Origin of the sequence: Nostoc sp. (assembly GCF_036917775.1) — a bacterium.
Lineage (GTDB): Bacteria > Cyanobacteriota > Cyanobacteriia > Cyanobacteriales > Nostocaceae > Nostoc.
Window position 1 is genome coordinate 40862 of record NZ_JBALEQ010000128.1, and the last position, 17887, is coordinate 58748.

Annotated in this window: 16 protein-coding genes; 11 read left to right on the forward strand and 5 right to left on the reverse strand. The window is 40.1% G+C overall.

Annotated features, from left to right (window positions below):
- Positions 1 to 70 precede the first annotated feature (70 nt).
- Positions 71 to 1891, reverse strand: coding sequence for a tetratricopeptide repeat protein (locus tag V7K69_RS26470; protein WP_335039932.1), 1821 nt, complete (start codon positions 1889 to 1891; stop codon positions 71 to 73).
- A 497-nt stretch (positions 1892 to 2388) separates the two neighbouring features.
- Between V7K69_RS26470 and V7K69_RS26475 the strand changes: the two genes are divergently transcribed.
- The 5 genes from V7K69_RS26475 to pstB all read left to right on the forward strand — a co-directional run bounded on the left by V7K69_RS26475 (position 2389) and on the right by pstB (position 7397).
- Positions 2389 to 3546 carry a sulfate ABC transporter substrate-binding protein gene (locus tag V7K69_RS26475; protein WP_335039934.1) on the forward strand — a complete coding sequence of 386 codons (1158 nt, stop codon included), beginning with the start codon at positions 2389 to 2391 and terminating at the stop codon, positions 3544 to 3546.
- A gap of 69 nt (positions 3547 to 3615) precedes the next feature.
- The gene (locus tag V7K69_RS26480; protein ID WP_335039936.1) at positions 3616 to 4617 is read left to right on the forward strand and encodes a PstS family phosphate ABC transporter substrate-binding protein; all 1002 of its coding nucleotides are present in this window, start codon (positions 3616 to 3618) and stop codon (positions 4615 to 4617) included.
- Positions 4618 to 4667: 50 nt separating this feature from the next.
- Entirely contained in the window at positions 4668 to 5609 is a 942-nt protein-coding gene (gene pstC, locus V7K69_RS26485; protein ID WP_335039939.1) for a phosphate ABC transporter permease subunit PstC, read from the forward strand.
- Between the two features lie 6 nt (positions 5610 to 5615).
- Positions 5616 to 6515, forward strand: coding sequence for a phosphate ABC transporter permease PstA (gene pstA / locus V7K69_RS26490; protein ID WP_335039941.1), 900 nt, complete (start codon positions 5616 to 5618; stop codon positions 6513 to 6515).
- A gap of 51 nt (positions 6516 to 6566) precedes the next feature.
- A complete protein-coding gene (pstB, locus tag V7K69_RS26495) occupies positions 6567 to 7397 on the forward strand; it encodes a phosphate ABC transporter ATP-binding protein PstB (RefSeq protein ID WP_335039943.1) in 831 nt (276 codons plus the stop codon).
- Between the two features lie 196 nt (positions 7398 to 7593).
- Here the strand turns inward: pstB and V7K69_RS26500 are convergent, their stop codons facing one another.
- Together V7K69_RS26500 and V7K69_RS26505 are read right to left on the reverse strand one after the other, a co-directional pair.
- Positions 7594 to 8088 carry a DUF3368 domain-containing protein gene (locus V7K69_RS26500; protein ID WP_335039945.1) on the reverse strand — a complete coding sequence of 165 codons (495 nt, stop codon included), beginning with the start codon at positions 8086 to 8088 and terminating at the stop codon, positions 7594 to 7596.
- Positions 8081 to 8332, reverse strand: a complete 252-nt coding sequence (locus tag V7K69_RS26505; protein WP_073645131.1) for a UPF0175 family protein — start codon at positions 8330 to 8332, stop codon at positions 8081 to 8083. Before V7K69_RS26505 ends, V7K69_RS26500 begins: the two co-directional genes overlap by 8 nt.
- 235 nt (positions 8333 to 8567) lie before the next feature.
- Here V7K69_RS26505 and V7K69_RS26510 point away from each other — a divergent pair, with 235 nt between their 5' ends.
- Both V7K69_RS26510 and V7K69_RS26515 read left to right on the forward strand, forming a co-directional pair.
- Positions 8568 to 8993, forward strand: coding sequence for a hypothetical protein (locus V7K69_RS26510; RefSeq protein ID WP_335039948.1), 426 nt, complete (start codon positions 8568 to 8570; stop codon positions 8991 to 8993).
- Between the two features lie 83 nt (positions 8994 to 9076).
- Positions 9077 to 11173, forward strand: coding sequence for a single-stranded-DNA-specific exonuclease RecJ (locus tag V7K69_RS26515; protein WP_335039950.1), 2097 nt, complete (start codon positions 9077 to 9079; stop codon positions 11171 to 11173).
- A gap of 184 nt (positions 11174 to 11357) precedes the next feature.
- Here the strand turns inward: V7K69_RS26515 and psb30 are convergent, their stop codons facing one another.
- Complete coding sequence (gene psb30, locus V7K69_RS26520; RefSeq protein WP_114086065.1) at positions 11358 to 11501, reverse strand: photosystem II reaction center protein Ycf12/Psb30; 144 nt, start codon at positions 11499 to 11501, stop codon at positions 11358 to 11360.
- Between the two features lie 302 nt (positions 11502 to 11803).
- On the opposite strand from psb30, the gene V7K69_RS26525 reads away from it, so the two are divergent.
- The 3 genes from V7K69_RS26525 to V7K69_RS26535 all read left to right on the forward strand — a co-directional run bounded on the left by V7K69_RS26525 (position 11804) and on the right by V7K69_RS26535 (position 13073).
- Complete coding sequence (locus tag V7K69_RS26525; RefSeq protein ID WP_335039952.1) at positions 11804 to 12154, forward strand: YkgJ family cysteine cluster protein; 351 nt, start codon at positions 11804 to 11806, stop codon at positions 12152 to 12154.
- Positions 12155 to 12263: 109 nt separating this feature from the next.
- Complete coding sequence (locus V7K69_RS26530) at positions 12264 to 12695, forward strand: TMEM165/GDT1 family protein (protein ID WP_335039954.1); 432 nt, start codon at positions 12264 to 12266, stop codon at positions 12693 to 12695.
- 75 nt (positions 12696 to 12770) lie between these two features.
- Entirely contained in the window at positions 12771 to 13073 is a 303-nt protein-coding gene (locus V7K69_RS26535; protein ID WP_335039956.1) for a TMEM165/GDT1 family protein, read from the forward strand.
- Positions 13074 to 13185: 112 nt separating this feature from the next.
- On the opposite strand, the gene V7K69_RS26540 is transcribed toward V7K69_RS26535, so the two are convergent.
- Positions 13186 to 14112, reverse strand: a complete 927-nt coding sequence (locus V7K69_RS26540) for a cobalamin-binding protein (RefSeq protein ID WP_335039959.1) — start codon at positions 14110 to 14112, stop codon at positions 13186 to 13188.
- A 545-nt stretch (positions 14113 to 14657) separates the two neighbouring features.
- Between V7K69_RS26540 and V7K69_RS26545 the strand changes: the two genes are divergently transcribed.
- Complete coding sequence (locus V7K69_RS26545) at positions 14658 to 16874, forward strand: hybrid sensor histidine kinase/response regulator (protein ID WP_335039961.1); 2217 nt, start codon at positions 14658 to 14660, stop codon at positions 16872 to 16874.
- Positions 16875 to 17887: the final 1013 nt, after the last annotated feature.

The window sequence follows — 17887 nt, forward strand, 5'->3', positions numbered from 1 at the left end:
TCTGTGTCTCTGCGGTTCGTTTATTTGGATAATTTATTTCTTGGAAGTCCCTAATCAATCCCCAATCCCTTCATCGAAGCTGTTCAATTAACTCCATAATTTGTTGATAATACTGAACATTTCCCTCTTGGTAATACAAATCTGCGGATTTTTGGAAATCTGCAATTGCTCCTTGAGAATCACCCAGATTTTGGTAGACATCTGCTCGCAGGATGTAAGCTGAAGCCCAATGAGGCTGAAGCTGTAAAGCTTGGTTTAAGTCTGTAAGCGCTCCTTGTAAATCTCCCAATAGAGAACGGCTACGACCCCGATTGTACCAGTCTTCAGCAAAGCTGGAGTCGATCGCGATCGCCCGACTGTAATCTTCGATTGCTCCTTGATAATCTTCTAGAGCATAGCGAGCATTAGCGCGATCGCTGTAAAATGCAGCAGATTGAGGATTTATTTGTAAAGCTTGGGTGTAATCTGCGATCGCACTTTCATATTCCTCTAAAGCATAATGCGTTGAACCTCGGTTGTAATATGCTTCAATTAAATCAGGATTAATTTTTAATGCTTGATTATAATCTGCGATCGCTCCTTGTTCATCCCCCAAAAGACGACGAGTATTTCCTCGATTACAATACGCTTGCGAAAATTCAGGAACCAACTCTATCGCTTGGGTATTATCATCAATTGCTCCCTGTAAATCTTGCAGAGCTTCACGGGCAATCCCCCGACCATAATAAGCTGCGGCTAATTTATCATTAATCTGTAATGCCCGATCGTAATCTTTAATTGCTCCTTTATGATCTCCTAAAGAACGACGAGCCGCTGCGCGATCGCAATATCCTTCAGCTAAACTAGGATTGAGTTGTAATAATCGATTGCTATCTTCAATTGCGCCTTGATAATCTCCCAGTCGGCGCAGAGCATTGGCCCGAAAGCCATATACTAAAGCCAAAGTCGGATTTTCTTGTAAAGCTTGGTCATAATCGGCGATCGCACCCTCATAATCCCCAAGGGTACTACGGACAAGACCCCGTTCACAATAAGCTTGTACATCATCAGGATTGAACTTTAGCGCTTGATTAAAATCCTCAATTGCTCGGTGATATTCTTTGAGATGAGCTAGAACCAAACCCCGGTTGTAATATGCTCCCGCAAACTTGGGATTGATTTCTAGAGCGCGGTTGTAATCTGCGATCGCACTTTGATACTCTGCTAAAGAGTAGTAGGCATTACCTCGATTATGATAAGCCTCCGCCAACTTCGGATCTAATTGTAATGCTCGGTCATGATCGGCGATCGCTTCCTTGAAATTTCCTAAGATATGGTGAATATTGCCCCGATTGCTGTATGCTGCGGCAAAATTGGGATACCACTGTAAAGCTTGTTGAAAATCTGCGATCGCTCCTTGATGATCACCCTTTTCAAAACAAACTACACCCCGATTATGATAAGCATTGGCAATATCAATATTGATATTATCAGCTAACTGGGTGCTAGTTTCTATTGTTTGGATATAGTCAGCGATCGCTTTGTCGTATTTTTCTAAGGCAAAGTAAGCATTACCCCGGCTGTGGTAAGATTGGGCGAGGTTTGGATCGATTTCTAATGCTTGGTTATAATCTGCGATCGCTCCTTGATAATCGCCTAAAAAGTAACGTGCATTACCCCGGTGATAGTAGGCTGTGGCAAAATTGGGATTGATTTCTATAACCCGATTAAAATCTGCGATCGCACTACGATAATCTTTGAGTTGACCATTGAAAATAATCCCTCGATTATAGTAAGCTTCGGCAAAGTTAGGGTTGAGCTTGATTGCCTGGGTATAAGCTGCGTTCGCTCCTTGATAATCGCCTTGCAAACTGTGGTTCAATCCTTGCTTTAAAAATTCTTCAGCATTCATATAATAATTTCTTGGATTTCAACATTTCCTAGCTTAAAGGCAATAGGATTCTTAGCTATATATTTTGATAATCATTCTATTTTAATATCCCTAAATTATATCGATTTTTGATAATTGCCTCAGCCACCAACTGAACTAATGTTACGTAACGGTGACGAACTTCTTTAAACTTTAATTCTCTCCCTCTACGCTTTGCAGAGGCACAGGTTTTGCGTAGTAAAATCAGGGAGAGGTCTTTTATGGACAAAAACGAGAAACTTTTTTAGCTTTCCCCTAATTTTTCGCAATAAATTATTGTGGCAATTCTATACAAAAATAATGTATGTATGCTGAAAACAAATCAGCTTTTTGACGTTTGGCAGAACGCAAAGTTTAGACCCTATTATTGCTACTTATAAAAAAATCGAAGCCAGATGATAAATATTATTCTATATACCCTATAATTTATCATACGGTATCTTTTTAGCATTACCGTAGATTTAGTGGGGTGAACTCTGATGAGCGAGTCGCAACAAACGACACATTTCAGTAAATTGATTACTGAGAAAATGCAGTCTTATGTCCTGGAAGCATTACAGACCATACAACTCTCATATAAAGACACAATTAGAAATTGGTTAAATAGACACACAGTGCAAAGCTTTGTGAGTCTGTTTCTAGTAGGTGCTTTTTTGAGTATAACAGTTGCCTCCTGCTCTGGAAGCAGTTCAGCTAGCAAAAATGATGTTAAGTTGAAACTTGTATCTTTCTCTGTCACTAAAGCGGCTCATGACCAGATAATCCCCAAATTTGTCGAAAAATGGAAGCAAGAACATAACCAGAATGTCACATTTGAGCAAAGTTATGGTGGTTCTGTAGCTCAAGCGGCTGCTGTGATTGCTGGTTCCCAAGAAGCAGATATAGTACATTTGGCACTTCCTTTAGATGTCAGCAAAATTGCTCTTGCAGGTTTGATTAAATCAGGTTGGGAAACCAAAGCTCCGAGAAGTGGTATCGTTAGTAGATCGGTTGCTGCGATCGTTACCCGTGAAGGTAATCCCAAAGGTATCAATACTTGGGCAGACTTAGCAAAAGATGGCGTGAAAGTGATTGCGGCAAACCCAAAAACTTCTGGTATTGCTATCTGGGAATTCTTAGCTTTTTGGGGTTCGGTAACTCTAAACGGAGGTGACGAAGCCACAGCATTAGATTACGTCACCAAAGTTTATAAAAATACTCCCATTTTGACGAAAGATGCCCGTGAAGCTAGCGATTTATTTTTTCAAAAAAATCAGGGTGATGTCTTAATCAACTACGAGAATGAGGTAATTTTAGCAGGTAAAAATGGAAACAAGTTGCCTTATATTGTACCCAAAGTCAATATTTCCATTGATAATCCTGTAGCTGTAGTTGATAAAAATGTTGACAAACACGGTACAAGGGAAGTTGCACAAGCATTTGTTGATTTTCTTTACTCTACAGAGGCTCAACGAGAATTTGCTAAATTACAATATCGTCCTGTTAACCCCACTGTCACCCAAGAAGTAGCATCTCAATATCAGCCAATTGAAACTTTATTTACATCTCAAGATTTAGGCGGTTGGGATATTATCCAGAAAAAGTTTTTTGGCGATGGGGCAATTTTTGACAAAGTTCAAGCTGCTAGCAAAGCATAATATCTATATTTTTCTAGCAGCTAGCCAAATATAAATAATTCTCAATCACTTTACCTCAATTGATAAATTATGAGTTTTTATAGCCGATTGAAAGATGGCTTTTCACTCACCTTTTTAATGCTGATTACCAGCAGTATCACTGCTTGTAATAGCGGACAGGAATTAAAAAGTCAAGTGAGTATTGATGGTGCGGCTGTAGGTTTCCCTGTTTCTTTAGCAGTTGCAGAAGAATACGGTAAAGTTAAACCTGAAGCGAAAGTTAGCGTTGCTTCAAGTGGGACTGGTGGTGGTTTCAGTAAATTTTGCAATGGTGATATTGATATTGCCGGTGCTTCTCGTACCATTCGAGATGAAGAAATCAAAAAATGTAAAAGTAAGAATATTGATTTCGTCGAGTTGCCTATAGGTTTAGATGGCATCGCTGTGATTGCTAACCGTCAAAATAACTTCGTCAAATGTCTAACCGTTAAGGAACTAGGTAAGATTTGGGGTGCTAAATCAGACGGTAAAATATTAACTTGGAATCAAGTTAATCCCAAATTTCCTAACCAAAAGCTGAAGTTATATGCTCCAGCTTCCGATACTGGAACCTTTGATTATATGACTCAAGCTGTGACTGGAAAAGCTAAGAATGGTCGTACAGATTACACTCCTAGTCACAATCAAAATCTTTTGGTGCAAGGAGTATCAGGTGATGTCTCAGCATTAGGTTATGTAGGGATATCTTACTACATTCAAAACCAAGAAAAACTCAATCTGGTCGCTGTAGAAAGTCCTACTGGAAAGTGCGAAAAACCAGTTCCAGTAGATAATGTCATCAAAAATATCTACACACCTTTATCTCGTCCCCTGTTTATCTATGTCAGCAAAAAGTCTTTAGATACCAAACCAGCAGTCAAAGAATTTGTAGACTTTTATCTAGAAAATTCTTGGAAATGGGTAGATAGTGTTGGTTATGTGGCACTACCAGATGAAGCTTATGTCAAGGTAAAACAAAAATTTGCTACGGGTGAAACAGGGACAAAGTTTAAAAAAGCAAAACCAGGTGAACCAATTACAAACTTTATTTAAATAAAGTTTCAACTATTGTAGTCTGAGTGTAGTTTAAAAATTAACTGTTTATGCAAAATCTCAATTCTCAAGACGATCCTTATTTACTATCTAGACAGTCACTGGATAAAAATCCATCTGAAGATATCTCAGAAAAGATTGTTGCAGTAATTTTATTTGCTTGTGCCTTAGTTTCTGTTTTGACTACCTTTGGTATTGTCGTAATTATCTTTCAAGAGACATTTGGTTTTTTCCAAGAAGTTTCCTTTGCGGAATTTTTTCTTGATACTAAATGGACACCTCTATTTGCAGATAGACATTTTGGTGTTTGGCCCTTGATTAATGGCACTTTTTTGACTACAGCTATTGCAATGGCAGTTGCTATTCCTTTGGGTTTATCTTCGGCGATTTATTTAAGTGAATATGCTCAACCCAAAGTAGCAGCAGTTTTACGTCCAGCAGTAGAACTTTTGGCAGGAATACCAACAGTCGTCTATGGTTACTTTGCGCTGTTGTTTGTCACACCATTGTTGCGGTATATTATCCCTCTGGAAATATTCAATGCTTTGAGTGCAGGGTTAATGATGGGCGTAATGATTACTCCTACTGTTGGTTCTATCAGCTTAGATGCTATTAAAGCAGTTCCGCGCTCTTTGCGGGAAGGATCTTATGCTTTAGGTATTACTAAACTAGAAACCATTTTTAAAGTAGTTCTACCAGCCGCGCTTTCTGGAATCATCGCTTCAATTATATTGGGTATTTCTCGCGCTGTGGGTGAAACAATGACTGTCCTAATCGCTGCCGGACTACAGCCAAAGCTGACTGTTAATTTTGCGGAATCAATAGAAACAATGACAGCTTACATGGCACAAATTTCTGGTGGAGATAGCCCACGTGGTAGTCTCAATTTTAAGACGTTATATGCTGTAGGTGCTGTTCTGTTTGTAATTACCCTAGCTTTGAATATTGTTAGTTACTGGATTGCAAATCGCTTTAAAGAAAAATACGATTAACTAAGTATGGCTACAAGTTACCAACAAGATGATTCTCTAGATTCGACGGCAGAATTTACCGATAATGTTGAGAGTAGGGAGATATTAGGAAAAGTATTTGAAGTACTTTTTTTGTTAGGATTATTAATTGGTTTATTTATCCTAGCATTGCTACTTTTTGACATTTTTCGAGATGGATTAGGCAGATTTTTAACACCAGGTTTTCTCACAGAAACTCCTTCTCGTTTTCCTGACCAAGGTGGTATTCGTCCTGCAATTATCAGCAGTGTCCTTTTAGGAACTATTGTAATTTTGGTTACTGTACCAATTGGTGTAGGAGCAGCTTTATATCTAGAAGAGTATGCACCGAAAGCTTGGTGGACAGCGATTATTGAGATTAATATCAGTAATCTGGCGGGTGTACCTTCTATTGTCTATGGATTGCTGGGTTTAGGAGTTTTCAATTATTTGCTTAGGTTTGGCCCCGCTTTGATTTCTGGTGCATTGACTTTATCTTTGTTGTCTTTACCAGTAATTATTGTCACCTCTAGAGAAGCAATTCGCGCTGTCCCAGATTCCCTGAGAAATGCTTCTTATGGATTAGGTGTTACAAAATGGCGCACTATCAGCAGTCATGTTTTACCTTATGCTATTCCCGGTATTTTGACAGGGGTGATTATCTCAGTATCCCGCGCTATTGGTGATGCAGCCTCTCTAATTGTTGTCGGTGCTGTGGGTTTTCTCACTTTTGACCCTGGTTTGTTTCAGAGATTTATGGCATTACCCATTCAAATTTACAGTTATATCACTCGTCCTGAACCGGGTTTTGCTGATGCAGCAGCAGCGACAATTATCGCGTTGTTAGGCTTGATTTTAGTTTTAAATGGTGTAGCAATTTATATTAGACAACGCTTTTCAATACGTTAGGTAATTAAATATCTAATTGGATACATTCACGAATATTAGGAGAACCGAAAAATGACTTGTAGCAATAATAGTAGAAGTCAATCAGATAGCGCCACCCTTGACTATGAAAAGAGCGTATTCAATGTTGAAGGTGTGAAGGTTTTTTATGGCGGATTTCTGGCACTTTTAGATGTCTATCTGAAGATTCCTGAAAAACAAATTATTGCTTTTATTGGCCCTTCAGGATGTGGTAAAAGCACCTTATTGCGTTGCTTCAACCGGATGAATGATTTAATCCCTGGTGCTAAGGTTGAGGGTAGACTGAATTACCGCGATCGCAATATTTACGATCCTAAGATAAATTCTGTCAAATTACGCCGCCAAGTCGGAATGGTTTTTCAAAGACCGAATCCTTTCCCCAAGTCAATATACGAAAATATTTCTTTTGGGCCGCGTTCTAACGGTTACAAAGGTAACATTGATGAATTGGTGGAAGATTCCCTCAGACGTGCTGCTATCTGGGATGAAGTCAAAGATAAACTCAAAGAGAAGGGTACTGCATTATCTGGCGGACAACAGCAACGACTTTGCATAGCCCGTGCGATCGCCATGAAGCCAGATGTATTATTGATGGATGAACCATGTTCTGCTCTCGACCCAATTTCTAGCCGCCAAGTGGAAGAACTCTGCTTAGAACTGAAGCAGCAATACACCATCATCATGGTGACACACAATATGCAGCAAGCTTCCAGAGTGGCAGATTTCACAGCTTTCTTCAATACAGAAATTGACGAGTATGGCAAACGTCGCGGAAAATTAGTTGAGTTTAATCCGACAGCCCAAATGTTCAGTTCTCCTCAAACTAAAGAAGCTGAAGACTATATCAGTGGACGTTTCGGTTAAAAAGCTTATCCTAATTATTTAGGATAATAGACAACCTTGTACAATCAGGTAAAACTTTGTACAGGGTTTTGTTTTGTGATATCAGACTCACTAAAATAGCGATCGCACTACAGACTCAATCTATGATGTGTAGGAGAGTCACCCTATGCTGCATAACACTCAAAAAATTTTGCTTGAGTTTTATCTGAACCCGCGATTAGTCTATTTCTCCGACATCCCTTAGCACTGCATCAATGAGGCTAGGTCGGATATAAATTCCATTGGTGCGTAACTGCTCAATATATACTTTAACTTCCACAATCAAGCCTGCTTTTTTCGCCTTACGCAAAATGCCAAGAGTACCTATCCGGCGAATTCCTAAGCGTTCTGCAACCCTTCGTGCTTGAGCATCATCCAAAAGTACCGTACTATCTGGAGTGGACTGAGCCAAGGCAATAGCTTCAGCCTCTCCACGGTCAACTAGGATTGATAATGGTTCTAATATCAGGGCTTCAGGAGTTTGAATTTCCAACCAAGTTAACTGACTGACGGCTTGTGCGCCAGGTAAACCTACACCTTGGATTGTTACTTCATCCCATACGGCTGTGGGAATTAATATTCGCTGATACAGTTGAGGAAGAATTTCCAGTTGCTCGATAATTGATAAAGAGATGAGGGGACTGCTATCGGCAACAATCACAGGGTTAATCATCGCGCAATTCGTCGGCGATTTGGTCATCATCTAAGTTGATAACAGGGATTTGCAAACGTCCTAGTTCGTACATGAACTGCGGTTTGTTCATGCTGCAAAAGGCGGCGGCTTTACCAAGCGATAGTCTGCGTAGCTCAAATAGTTTGACTGCGAGCAAAAATGTGAGTTCTGCTTCTAAGGCTTGGGGTGATTTACCGGAGGTAATAAGTAAGTCATCGGGATAATGAAGGGATAGGATGTGCATGATTCACTTCTGTGTTCCTGATTCCTAATTCTGTCTTGATTATGGCTTACAACAGTCCAACTAGCATAGCGAAGCGATCGCAAGTGGTGACTCAACAACAACTCGACGACTGGCTAAATCACGATTAAATGATGGGCTGATGTTGCTTTGCATTAGCTTAATTCTGGAAAATATGCTGAGGCTTAATAGTCCAAAATTGAAGTAATATTTGAGATTAGTAATTATACTGTGTATTATGTTTAAGCCTCTGTCATTTGCTTTAGTTGCAGCTACCGTTTTAGTAGCATCAATCAATAATCCCAGTGTTACCTTAGCTAAAACTTGTGCCTCTAAGTGTGGGTCGCATCCAATTCAGTTTACACCTGGGCAACACATCCGAGTTGAAGTGATAAATAGTACGCCTAACATAATTAAAATCCAAAAACCTTCTGGGACTGATGCAATGACCTTGAGTCCAGGGCAGAAACTAAGTTTAGAGCAAATAGAGGGTACAGAGCCAAATACATCTCTGATATTTTGGAGCGAAAAAGGTTTATCACTACAAGCAATTGTCTCGAAACCTAACTTTGGCACATTGCGGCTAGAACTCCGTCCGACTTGGCGCTCTCCGGGCGATCGCTCTTTGTATATTATGGATGATGGTAGAATAAACGTGTTTTAGATAGCAAATTAATGTTATTAGTTATGAGTTAAGAAACAACTTTCAATTCAACACTCATAACTAAGTAAATTCTAACTTGTATTGTGCTAGACCGACCTGTATCTGAATTCTCAAAACCTACCAGGCGCTTACCTAATCAGCGCTGGCAAATTTATCCACAAAAACCAGAATTTGCCCAAAAACTGGCGGTTTTGATGAATGTTTCACCCATTATCGGCCAGTTGTTGATTAATCGGGGTATGGAAACACCAGAACAAGCACAAGCATTTTTAGAGCCAGAGTCTTTAATCTTACCTTCGCCGTTAGAAGATTTCCCCGATTTGGCAATTAGTTTGGAGTTGTTGCAAAATGCGATCGCTTCTCAAACAAAAATTGCTATTTGTGGTGACTACGATGCTGATGGAATGACCAGCACGGCTCTACTTTTGCGTAGTCTCCGCACTTTAGGCGCACAGGTAGATTATGCTATTCCCAGCCGGATGCACGAAGGCTACGGTATTAATAAACGCATAGTTGAAGAATTTCACAGCGAAGGCGTGGGATTAATTCTCACTGTAGATAATGGTATATCTGCGTTTGAGCCAGTTGCTAGAGCTAGAGAACTTGGTCTTGCAGTGATTATCACCGATCACCACGATATCCCCCAAAAATTACCGCCAGCTAATGCTATCCTCAATCCCAAACTAATAGCCGAATCTTCACCTTATCGGGGTGTTGCTGGTGTTGGTGTTGCCTATATTTTGGCAGTGTCTTTAGCACAACAGCTAGGCGAGACGAAGGGATTGATCCAGCCGATGCTAGCACTGTTTACACTGGGAACGATCGCAGATTTAGCTCCCTTAACTGGCGTAAATCGCCGTTGGGTGAAACGTGGTTTACAGCATTTACCCAAATCCAACTTAGCTGGGGTACAGGCGTTGATTCAGGTAGGTGGCGTACAGGCGAGGGGAGAGGGAGTAGGGGGAGCAGGGGGAGATAAGGAAAAGCTTCCATCCCCAGTCCCCAGTCCCAAATCCCTCAAACCCGAAGATATTGGGTTTCGCTTAGGGCCACGAATTAATGCTATTGGTCGGATTGGTAATCCCCAGACTGTGATTGAATTGCTGACTACAGATGATATGGGAGTAGCGCTGGAAAGAGCAATGCAGTGCGAACAAATCAACGCTTCTCGCCAGGAAATGTGTCAGCAAATTGAACAAGAAGCGATCGCTTATGTAGAATCAGAATTTGTTACATCTCTACAACAAGACCGTGTATTAATTGTTGTTCAACCCAATTGGCATCACGGCGTTATTGGGATTGTCGCTTCCCGCTTGGTAGAACGCTACGGTGTTCCTGTATTTATCGGTACTTATGAGGATGGGGAACATATACGCGGTTCTGCACGCTCAATTCCAGAGTTTAATGTGTTTGAAGCTTTAGAATATTGTCACGATTTACTAGGGAAATATGGTGGACACAAAGCCGCCGGGGGATTTTCTCTACCAGCAGAGAATTTACAGGTGTTGCGATCGCGTTTGATTGAGTTTGCTAACCAGTGTCTTGAACCCCAGCATCTCAAGCCTCTGCTCAAAATTGATGCCGAAGTTAACCTTGATCAGATCAATCAGCAGCTTTACCAACAGCTTAATGCTCTACATCCCTGCGGCATGGACAACCCCGATCCAGTTTTTTGGACAGCTAATGTTCAAGTGGTTGAGCAAAAAATCGTTGGTAAGGGTCACATCAAACTGACAATTGCCCAAACTATTGATAATCAGGATTACAGAATTAAAGCGATCGCTTGGCGTTGGGGCGACTACTTCCGCTTACCACCGCGAGTGGATGTAGCTTACAAACTGCGAGAAAATTATTTTAACGGCAACACCACCATCGAGCTAGAGTTAATCGGTGTTAGATTGCCAATTCAGATTCAACAATTTTTTGCTTCGCCATCTATTTCGTCAAATACCACCTTTGAGTACAATCAGCGACACTATACTTGTGGTTTCTATAAAAACGGCATTGAAGCAGAATTAAGAATTAAAAACCCTGAAGGCAAGGTGTTAGTCATGCAGCCAGGACATATAATCGGTTTACTTGGTACTAATCGTCAAAACGCTAAAGAAGTTGATATTTCTCAGCCACAGTATGACAGTATTATTCAGGCTGCACTTCAAGCGTTATCAGTTAAAAGTTAGGAGTTCTTAATTAACTTATTGCTTCTGACTGTGATACTGTGAGTGCTGATTTATGAGTTATGAGTTATGAGTTGAGAATAAAATTTAATTACTCACTCCTAACCCTTCTCTGCGAGAGGCTACGCCAACGGCAGGCTCAGGGCATCGCTCCTCACCCCTAACTCTTAATCAGCACTCAGAAATCTTATAGGTTGCCGTTGCGAAATGCCAACAAAAAGATTACTACTGGGCCAGCAATCACAATTAGCGCTACGGACAGCAATTGGAAAATAACTTCCCAATTGATACTGGTAAAAGCGTTAAACAAGTCAGATACAGCGTCAAACATTTTTCCCTTTCTCCTCCCAATTGTCTTAAAAAATTCAATAACTTAATTACAAAACCCGCAATCGATCATATCTGTCTATGGCCTATTGGATTTAATTTACTTAACAAAATTATAAGAAAAGACATAAAAACGTAAAATATGGGAATTGGGAATTGGGAATTGGGAATTGGGAAGAGGACTTGGGGACAAGGAGAATTGGGGACAAGGGGAAAAACTTGTTTTAATTTCTCACCTCTTGTCTCCTTGTCCCCTGCTCCCCATTCCCCATTCCCCATTCCCCATTCCCCACTCCCCAATTCAAAATGGCAACTTGGCAATGTGTAAAACAATGTGGAGCCTGCTGTAATCTTGATCCAGCAGATCGTCCCGATTTGGATGAGTATCTCTCTCCACCAGAACTAGAACTCTACCTCAGCATGGTAGGTGAAGGCGGATGGTGCGTTAATTTTGACCATACCATGCGCGAATGTCGCATCTACTCAGATCGTCCTCGTTTCTGCCGCGTGGAATCAGAGGTTTTTCAAGATATGTATGGGGTTGAACCTGAAGAAGTCAACGATTTTGCTATAGACTGCTGTCGCCAGCAAATAGAAGGAGTATACGGCGATCGCAGCTTAGAAATACTACGCTTCGATCAAGCTATTGGACTGTAAGGAGGATACAAAAAATTTTTTATCTCCATTTATGTAGTTGCAATTTATTACAACAATCTGAGAATATGATAGAAATATGAAAATAACCTAGCAACCAAAACTACTGCTTGTGAAACTTGACTCTGCACCTTTGGAGATTTCTGGCATAGCTCAGACTGAAATCGAGCTAGAACTGAAAGATAGCACTGATTTTAACTTGACTCCTGCGATCGCCCAGCGAGTTCAGCCTGTAGTTGCCGATAGTCCTCAAAAGCAGCAATCAGTGTTAGTAGTTTTTGGCACGACTTTTGTAACCATTTTTCTCGCCGAAATTGGAGATAAGACTCAGCTATCCACTCTGTTAATGAGTGCAGAATCTCATTCGCCTTGGGTGGTATTTCTCGGATCGGCAGCAGCGCTGATAACCACCAGCTTATTAGGCGTACTTTTAGGTAGTTGGATTGCTAGCCGACTCAGCCCAAAAACTGTAGAAAAATCAGCAGGTGTGATGTTGTTGGTAATTTCCCTAATGCTGTTTTGGGATGTATTTATTGGTCATTAGTCATTGGTCATTAGTCATTGGTCATTTGTCATTAGAGAAACTCCCATTCCCCATTCCCCATTCCCCCTTAATAATATGGATTGGCATCTTTTAGGACTGAGCTTTATTACCATTTTTTTATCAGAATTGGGTGACAAAAGTCAGCTAGCAGCGATCGCACTTTCAGGGCGTTCTAATTCTCCACGTGCAGTATTTTTTGGTGCAGCAGGCGCATTGCTGTTGACTAGCCTGTTGGGGGCATTAGCAGGGGGAGCAGTAGCAGAATTATTACCTACACGTTTGTTAAAAGCGATCGCTGCGATCGGATTTGCCATTCTTGCCGCACGCCTGCTGTTATTTAACAATGAACCATCGACGGATTCGGAAGAAACACCATGAGAAAGGACTCAGAAGCGAGAATTCAGAGGACTCTACCTATGAAGGATGGAGTTAAAACGCCACCAGACTCTAATTCATACTGACTCCTAAATTCTGACTCCTGAATTCTTCTTTACAAAAGTTCCCAAGCCGTTCCTTTGTAGCCGTATTGGAAAATTTCGGGATGCAAAATTTCAGCCAAAATTTCGAGAGAATCTACCAGTCGTGGCCCTGGACGATTAAAGTAAGAATTGCCATCAGTGATGTAGACCCTACCAGCTTGCGTAGCGTGTAGTTTTTCCCACTCTGGACGTTTAGTTAACAATTTGGCTTCTTCACGAGTGCGATTTAAATCAAAGCCACAAGGCATAAAAACAATGACATCTGGATCAGTTGTTAATAGTGTTTCCCACGGCAAGATAGGAGAAGGCTGACCTGTATAACAAAATAGAGACTGTCCTCCTGCCAAGTTAACTAATTCAGGAATCCAATTGGCGGCAACCATTAAAGGATCAATCCACTCGATACAGGCAACAGTAGGCTGTTCATTTAAAGAAAGTCCTTGGACTCTTTGCTGACAAATTTTGACGCGAGCTTCTAAATTTTCTAAGACTTTTACCGAGTCTACCTCGAAGGCATTACCGACTCGCTCAATATCAGCCCAAATATCTTGGAGAATATTGGGTTGTAAAGAAATAATCTGCGGTTTACTGTCAATGAGTGTGGCGACTGCCTTTTCAACTTCGTGTAAGCTGACAGCACAAACATCACACTGGTCTTGAGTGAGAATGTGAGTAGGCTGCAACCGCTCTAAAACATCAGTTTTGATTTCATAAATACTGAGAGCAGATTGTAATAAATTATTCACCTCATCGTTAATTTGGCTGCTGGAGGCATTGGAGTCTAAGCGTGCTTGGGTACAAACGGGGCGATTGAGGATTTCTGGAGGATAATCGCATTCGTGCGATCGCCCTACAATAGCATCAACCAATCCTAGTGCCGCTAAAATCTCTGTTCCACTGGGAATCAGAGAAACAATTCTCACATTACTATCCGTCATCACTCCACCTCCATAAAAGCTGGCATTACCTTAATATTCTCAAAATTTTAGTCATTAAGTATCTTTCTCTAGGGGAATCAACTGTATTTTGGTAATCATATCGATTATCTGTGAAGTTGCTCCAGAACTTAGAGCTTATGCCCTATTGCCTCAGCAAGCTTGATTTTGTACAGTTCCAAAAAAAATGAATTAATATTAACACTAACCAGCAAATTGACTTCAAGCCCCTTTCAAGTAATTAAACTACACCACTTCCTACTTCACAAATCAAAACACTATATTACTTAATATTTGAGTGAAATTACTTGCTAGTAAAATTACTATAAATGCTAATTATCCCCTGGCAAAAATTACTGATATGAAGTAAGAAAATTGATTAGCAATATCTATTTTGGAACTCGCTATCTAGAATTAGAAAAATTGGATTATAAAAAATATACTTTCCGGTTATGAAAAACCATACCAAGTAATTGTAGTTATACAAAGACGGTTCTACTTTTTGCGTAGAACTGGAAGGCAAAATTATTTCTTCTTGAGGTCAAGTAATGCAGGTGGTGTCAGCTAGAGATATTACAGAGCAAAATCAGTCCCAAGAGGCTTTACAAATCAGAGAAAATAGTCGTCGAAAACAAAGTCAGACATTAGTTCAACTGGCAAGAAGCAAGACATTTCAACAAGGCAATCTTAATGCAGTATTGAGAGAAATCACAGAAACTGCTGCTCAGACACTCTTAGTCAAGCGAGTTGGCGTGTGGTTATACAATGAAGAACGCTCAAAAATTGAATGTATCGATTTGTATGATGTAAACACTAAGGAGCATAGCTTTGGTAACTCGCTTTCACAAGAAAATTATCCAGCTTATTTCCAGGCTTTAGAAGAAGAACGTACCATTGCTGCAAATGATGCCAGAAACGATACAAGAACCCAAGAATTATCCCAGCCTTATCTTTGTGTTTTAGGCATCACATCCCTGTTGGATGCACCCATTTGGCTAGAAGGTCGTTTGGTAGGCGTAGTTTGTCACGAACACATAGGTGAACTTCGCCAATGGACTTTAGAAGAAGAAACTTTTGCTGGCTCGATTGCAGATTTCGTGACTTTGGCTATAGAAGCAAGCGAGCGAAACATGGTACAGGAAGCACTGCGACAGAGTGAGGCGAAATTTCGGGCAATTTTTGAACGTTCTTCTATTGGTATTGGACTTATAGATATGAAAGCGCAGATAGTCGATACTAATCCGGTACTGTGCGAGATTTTAGGATACAGCCGAGAAGAACTCTACGCCAAGCGCTTTACAGATTACATTTCTATGCAAAAGGGGGATTTAAAACTATACAAACAACTGGTGTCAGAAATTAGCAAAAACTCCGTGAAAACTTCAAGGTTCGGCTTCCAAGTCTCCAAACTTGAGGAACAGGCTGTCGATAAACATCGCATTGAGATGGAAAGACGCTGCTTACATAAAGATGGTAGTCTAATTTGGACTCATATCTCTGTTTCTGTTATACCAGACAGCAATGGTGAACCTGAGTTTTTTCTAGCGATGATTGAGGATATTACTGAACGCAAGGAAACAGAATTGAAACTACGTGCCTCTCAAGAAGCAGCAGAAGCTGCTAGTCGGGCAAAAAGCGAATTTTTAGCAACTATGAGCCACGAGTTGCGAACACCTCTTAATGCGATTATGGGCTTGTCGCAGTTGCTGCAACAAGAAGTAGTTGGCTCTCTCAATGAAAAGCAGAACGAATATGTAAGTTGTATATATAGTAGTGGTGAGCATTTGCTGACGCTGATTAACGATATTCTTGATTTATCGAAGGTAGAAGCAGGCAAAGAAGAACTGATACTGTCACCTTTACTAGTATCAGATTTATGTAATTATGCCATCTGGACAGTGCGCGATCGCGCCTCAGAAAAGGGGTTAAAACTCACCTACAAAATTGACCTACAAGAGGATATTTGTATTGCTGATGAGCGGCGCATCAAGCAAATGCTACTCAATCTGCTCACCAATGCCATTAAATTTACCCCAGCAGGTGATGTATCGCTGGTAGTGAAAAAAGTACCTCAAGGAATAACCTTTACAGTTTCAGATACTGGAATTGGTATAGACCCAAATCAGTTTCAATTTCTATTTGAACCATTTAAACAGCTTGATAGCCAACTAAATCGGCAGTATGAAGGCACTGGTTTAGGTTTAGCTTTAACACGTAAATTAGCGCGTTTGCATGGTGGAGATGTAACTGTTACATCAACGTTAGGAGAAGGCAGTCAGTTCACTTTGTTTCTACCAAATCCAGTACTTTCGAAAGCAGTCGAGAATGAACAAAGTGAGGAAGCTCAGGGAGATGAGGGAGAAGAATTTACTTTATCCTCATACCCAGACATTCCCAAGAATAGAACTATTTTACTTATAGAAGAAGAGGAAAAAACTGCAACAGTTTTGCAAGAATATCTTCAGTCAATTGGCTATAAAGTCAAGTGGATAGATAATGAAAATGATTTTTTGAAACAGGTGCAAAGTCTGCAACCAGATTTAGTTTTTTTTGATTTCCAGCTAACTAAAAAAACTAGGATCTTAAACTTGCTAAATCTCCTTAGACAAAAGCCTTCTTGGAAAGATACACCAATTGTAATAATGACCTTAAGTGAACCTATAGAAAAAGAAATTAACAAGTTAACAGGTAATGCTAATGACTACCTAGTTAAGCCAATCCGCACAGTCCAGCTAGAGTCATTACTGATGCGATATTTGAGCTAATTTTACTATAAATATTCTTGTTTATTGGTTAGGTAATTTCGTATTTAAAATCATTGTAAACTGCTGTGACTACCAATACAGCGCTTCCGGCTATTATGCAATATAGTTTTCTCCTTGTCCCTCTCCTATCATCGCTTTCAGCTTTTAGGATGTACCTCATAGCTGCCGGAAGTGCTGTACGGTTCGGTTAAGACAAGAAACGCGATAAATCGCGTCTTTGTGATCTAGGGCGTATCACCAAAAAACCTTATCCGAACAGTATTGCTGTGAATACCACTTATTAAAATAAGCAGATTATTTAAAATATGAGATTTTCCTTCTCATTGTCACATGGCGAATGCTTGCTTCTTCAAATATTTCCCCCTCCTCCACAAAATCCAGTTTTTTGTATAAATATTTCATATATTCTTGGGCGTGAATCACAAATTATGTAATATTTTTTAGCTATAGGACTCATATTTGATTTCTGAAAAACTACTCATCTCATTGCTTGAATTTTAGGAAAATCTTGAGGTATTTCAGCAACTTTTATAGATAAATTACTCATTAAATTCTTTCTTTTATTAGATTATAAAATAATTCTGTGGTTCTAATTAAATTCAACATTGAGACTTAATTGCGATCAATTTGGAATTAACAATTTCGAAAATAGCCTTAACCTAAATTTGTACTAACTTTAACTCAATCTTTGCCTACGCTGTATGCCTTAGTAAGAAGATTGTGTAGTAACTATGGCAAAGTACTGTATTCCCATAGGGTTTTAGATGTATTGTTGCCATTAACCCAGAGCTAGAAGTCAAGCTGGAGGTAGCTGGAGGTTCTTAGGGGTTGCTGTTTACTGCATTTAAGGATTGGAAATTCATGAAACTGCAACTGATCCAATTACATATACTCTGAGCCAAATTCACTCTCAGCGTAGACCCATGATAAGCACAAATGCTGCTTGCATGGAGGAAACCATGTGTCTACGCCAGCAGGATGACATTTGCATATTTTCTGTGGAGTTTTCTTAA